The organism is Mycobacterium sp. (genome assembly GCF_032162605.1).
Classification (GTDB): domain Bacteria; phylum Actinomycetota; class Actinomycetes; order Mycobacteriales; family Mycobacteriaceae; genus Mycobacterium.
On sequence record NZ_JAVROT010000124.1, the window covers coordinates 1 to 4,104 of the forward strand.

Consider the following 4,104-nt stretch of genomic DNA (forward strand, 5'->3'; position numbering starts at 1 on the left):
CGCGTTCGGTGGGGAGTGCCGCCCGCAGCACGCTGATGCCCAAGGGAATCACCGGTGCGCCAAAGCCCTGCAAGGCGCGGCCGACGATCAGCGGCACCAGGGAACTGGTGAGCGCCGCGATGACAGAGCCCACCGTGAGCAGCACCGCGCAGGCGATGAGGACGCGTTTGGCGCCGAACATGTCGCCGAGACGCCCGAACATCGGCGTGGCGACCGCCCCCGTCAGCAGGGTGGCGGTGATCGCCCACGACGCGTTGGCCCACGTGGTGTTCAGCAGAGCGGGCAGCTGCGGCACTAGCGGAATGACCAGCGTTTGCATCATCGAGACACTGATGCCGGCCGCAGCCAATGCCGCGATCAGCAGGCCACCGCCCCGAGGTGGCGCTGAACGTTCCACCATTTGATTAGCCATGCAAAGGATCTTAAGTGATTAGATCATCTAGGAAAAGCCGGAGGGATTCGGTGGATTCGGTGGCCGCTCAACTGCCGTCGGCCGCGGGACCATCGGATCAGCCCGTGAGGTCGGCCCCGTTCCGCGCCTGCAAACCCGCAATCGCTCGCACCTGGCCGAGAACGCGATTTACCACCTCGGCGGCCAGCCACAACGCCACCTCATCGTCTCGGGACAGCTCTGGCAAGATGTCGGCGATACGCTGCCTGCGGACCGTGGCGCGCGCTTCCCAGCTCTGCTTACCCGCCTCGCCGAGCATCACCAACGACGCTCGGCCATCGTCGGGGTCGCTCCACTTCTCCAGCAATCCCTGACGTTCCAGACGTTGTACCAATTGCGTCATCCCCGACTGACTGGCGCCCTCGGCCTCGGCAAGCGCCGTCAACCTCATCGGGCCTTCCCTATACAACCGGTTAAGTACCAGTGCCGCGCTGGCGCTGAGGTCGTCGCGGTCGATCAGGTATCGCCACATCAAGTCCATCCCGAGGTTGATCATCTCGGCGACGGCATCGGCACTGTCGCCGACTGCTCGTTCCATACTTGATTTATATCACTGAAGTGATGCACAGGGAATCATGAGTCGCATGCTGAGTGTTCGCGCCGGACCGATCCATCGAATCCGAATCCGCCTCTAGACATCCCGTTACGAACATTATGCGTGCATGCGGCATGAAGTTCAAACCTTGAGATGTGCTGTGAATCGCCCGATCGAACGCTATGCGGTTGAACTATCTATCCTACGTGGGATATAAAAATCGGTGCGAGCATTGCGAATCGACGATCGTGCCGATCACCCGGGTACCGCGCCCGAGGACGGAATCCGAGAGGTCATTCAGTGAGCCAACGATCAGCCGTCAGGACGGTCCTGCAGAGGGCCTGGATCCCGCTGGTTGCCGTCGTTGCCCTCAGTCTGGGTGCGCTGAGCATGTGGAAGGTGCACCAGTCTTCGGCTCCGGGGCCGGTCTTGGCCGTCAATCCCCCACAGGCACCCGAGGAATTCACTCCCAAACGGCTCACCTATGAGTTGTTCGGTGACGTCGGCAGCGGCGGGATGCTGGACTACATCGACATCGATGGGCATCCGCACAAGATCGACCTCACCGACCTACCGTGGTCGCACACCGAGACCACCACGCTCACCGTGGTGTCCGGCAGCATCTCGGCGCAGGTGCACGGCGGTCAGGTCGGCTGCCGGATGCTGGTCAATGACGTTGTCCGCGACGAACAATCGGCGACTCGCGAGGATGCGGACGTCACCTGCAGGGTGAAGTCCGCGTGAGCGCGCATCAGGCGACGCGGCCGTTCTTCCCCAGAATGGTGCGCCTGCTGGCGATCCCGATCATCATCTTCTGGGCGCTGCTCGCGATCACGACGAACACCTTCGTGCCGAAGGTGGAGGACGTCGCCACCGAACTCGCAGGACCCGAAGTTCCGACCTATGCGCCTTCGCAGTACGCACTGCTACACATTGGTGACAAGTTCCAGGAGTCCAACTCCACCAGCCTCACGATGGTCGTCCTGGAGGCCGACCATCCGCTCGACGACCAGGACCACCAGTACTACGACGACTTGGTGCAGCGCCTGAAGAACGACACGCAGCACGTGCAGTACGTGATGGATCTGTGGGGCAAGCCGATCACCGCGGCCGGAGCGCAGAGCATCGATGGCAAGGCGACCTACGTGCTGCTCCGTCTGGCGGGCAACGTCGGCCAGATCCAGGCCAACCAGTCCGTGGACGCCGTGCGCGACATCGTCGCCAAGGACCCCCCGCCGCAGGGGCTGAAGACCTACGTCAGCGGTTCGGCGCCGATGGCCTCGGACACCCTGTCGATCGCGAACGCGAGCCTGAACAACATCACGATCGTCACGATCATCTTGATCCTGGTGATGCTGCTGCTGGTGTACCGCTCGCTGACCAACGTGGCCGTGCCCATGTATAGCGTGCTGTTCGAAATCCTCATCGCCAAGGGCGTCGTGTCGACCCTTGGGCATTACGGCTTCATCCCGATGTCGTCGTTCGCGGTGAACATCGTCGTCTCGCTGACCCTGGGAGCAGGCACGGACTACGGCATCTTCCTGTTGGGCCGCTACCACGAGGCCAGACAGCTGGGCGAAACCCAGGAAGAGGCCTTTTACACCGCCTACCGCAGCGTGGCACCCATCATCATCGGCTCGGGGCTGACGATCGCCGGCTCGTGCTTCTGCCTGACCTTCGCGCGCCTGGACTACTTCCACACCATGGGCCCAGCGGTGGCCATCAGCATGCTGTTCACGATCGCCGCGGCGTTGACGCTCGCCCCGGCATTGCTGACGCTGGGGAGCTTGTTCGGGCTCTTCGATCCCAAGCAGATGACGCGCGGGCGCTTGTATCGGCGGATCGGGGCGAGTGTGGTGCGCTGGCCGGTGCCGATCCTCGCCGCCAGCACAGCAGTGGTGCTGCTCGGGGCGATCTTCGTGCCGAGCTATCAGGTGAGTTACGACGACCGGGCCTATCAGCCCGCCAGTGGTGCGGCCAACCAGGGTTTCACGGCCTCGGATCGGCACTTCCCGTCCAGCAAGCTGTTCACCGAGATGATGATGGTCGAGTCCGATCACGACATGCGCAACTCGGCGGACTTCATCTCACTGGACCGCGTGGCCAAGGAACTCGTGCGCCTGCCTGGGGTGGCCATGGTGCAGAGCATCACCAGACCGCTGGGCCGACCACTGGACCACGCCAACGTGCCGTATCTCTTCACCGTCCAGGGTGGGGCCGCCGGTCAGCAGTTGCCGTTCAACGAACATGCGAACGACAACACCGATGAGCAGGCCAAGCTCCAAGCCGACACCGTGGCGACGTTGGGCAAGACGATCGACCTGACTCAGCAGTTGGCCGACGATCTGCATACGACCGTCCTCACCCTGGAGAATCTGCAGGCGGTCACCGACGAGGTCAATTCCGACATCGCCAATCTCGACGACTTCTTCCGGCCGCTGAAGAGCTACTTCTACTGGGAGCCGCACTGCGCCGACATTCCGTCGTGTTGGTCCTTCCGATCGTTGTTCGACTCGCTCGACGGCATCGACGCCCTCGACGAACAGATCGCCAACGCCGTCACCGATTTTCAGGCCGTCGACGCCCTGATGCCCCAAATGGTGGCCCAGTTGAAGGTGATGCGCGACGAGACGCAGGCGCTGCAAACCGTCATCGTCAACAACTACGGCCCGTCGCATCTGCAAGCCACCCAGACCGATCAGACCTTCGCCGACCAGATCAACGTGGGCAACGACTTCGACCAGTCCCGCAGTGACGACTACTTCTACATGCCCCGAGAGGGTTTCGACAACGAGGACGTCAAGACCGGAGAACAGCTGATGATGTCCCCGGACGGCAAGGCCGCTCGGTTCGTCATCACCCACGAGGGCAATGCGATGGCCCCCGAAGGCATCGACCACGTCAACGCCTTCCCCGATGCGGTGAAGGCGGCGCTGAAGGAGACGTCGTTGGCCGGTGCGCGGATCTACATCGGGGGCGCGGCGTCCAACAACAAGGACATCAAGGAATACGCCGCCTCGGATCTCAAGATCGTGGCCATCGCCGCCTTCGTGCTGATCTTCCTGATCATGCTGGTCCTGACCCGAAGCCTGATGGCCGCCATCGTGATTCCCGGAAC

The 4,104-nt window shown here is 62.8% G+C and carries 4 protein-coding genes; 2 read left to right on the plus strand and 2 right to left on the minus strand.

Going from position 1 to position 4,104, the window contains the following annotated elements; all coding sequences use genetic code 11:
• Positions 1-412 (minus strand): MFS transporter (locus QOI01_RS07780; protein ID WP_526379606.1); only part of this gene is annotated, 412 nt, incomplete at its 3' end.
• A gap of 97 nt (positions 413-509) precedes the next feature.
• A complete protein-coding gene (locus tag QOI01_RS07785; protein ID WP_526379608.1) occupies positions 510-989 on the minus strand; it encodes a MarR family winged helix-turn-helix transcriptional regulator in 480 nt (159 codons plus the stop codon).
• 297 nt (positions 990-1,286) lie between these two features.
• On the opposite strand from QOI01_RS07785, the gene QOI01_RS07790 reads away from it, so the two are divergent.
• Both QOI01_RS07790 and QOI01_RS07795 read left to right on the plus strand, forming a co-directional pair.
• Positions 1,287-1,730, plus strand: a complete 444-nt coding sequence (locus QOI01_RS07790; RefSeq protein ID WP_526379610.1) for an MmpS family transport accessory protein — start codon at positions 1,287-1,289, stop codon at positions 1,728-1,730.
• Positions 1,731-1,765: 35 nt separating this feature from the next.
• A partial coding sequence (locus QOI01_RS07795; RefSeq protein ID WP_526379612.1) for an MMPL/RND family transporter occupies positions 1,766-4,104 on the plus strand: 2,339 nt, incomplete at its 3' end.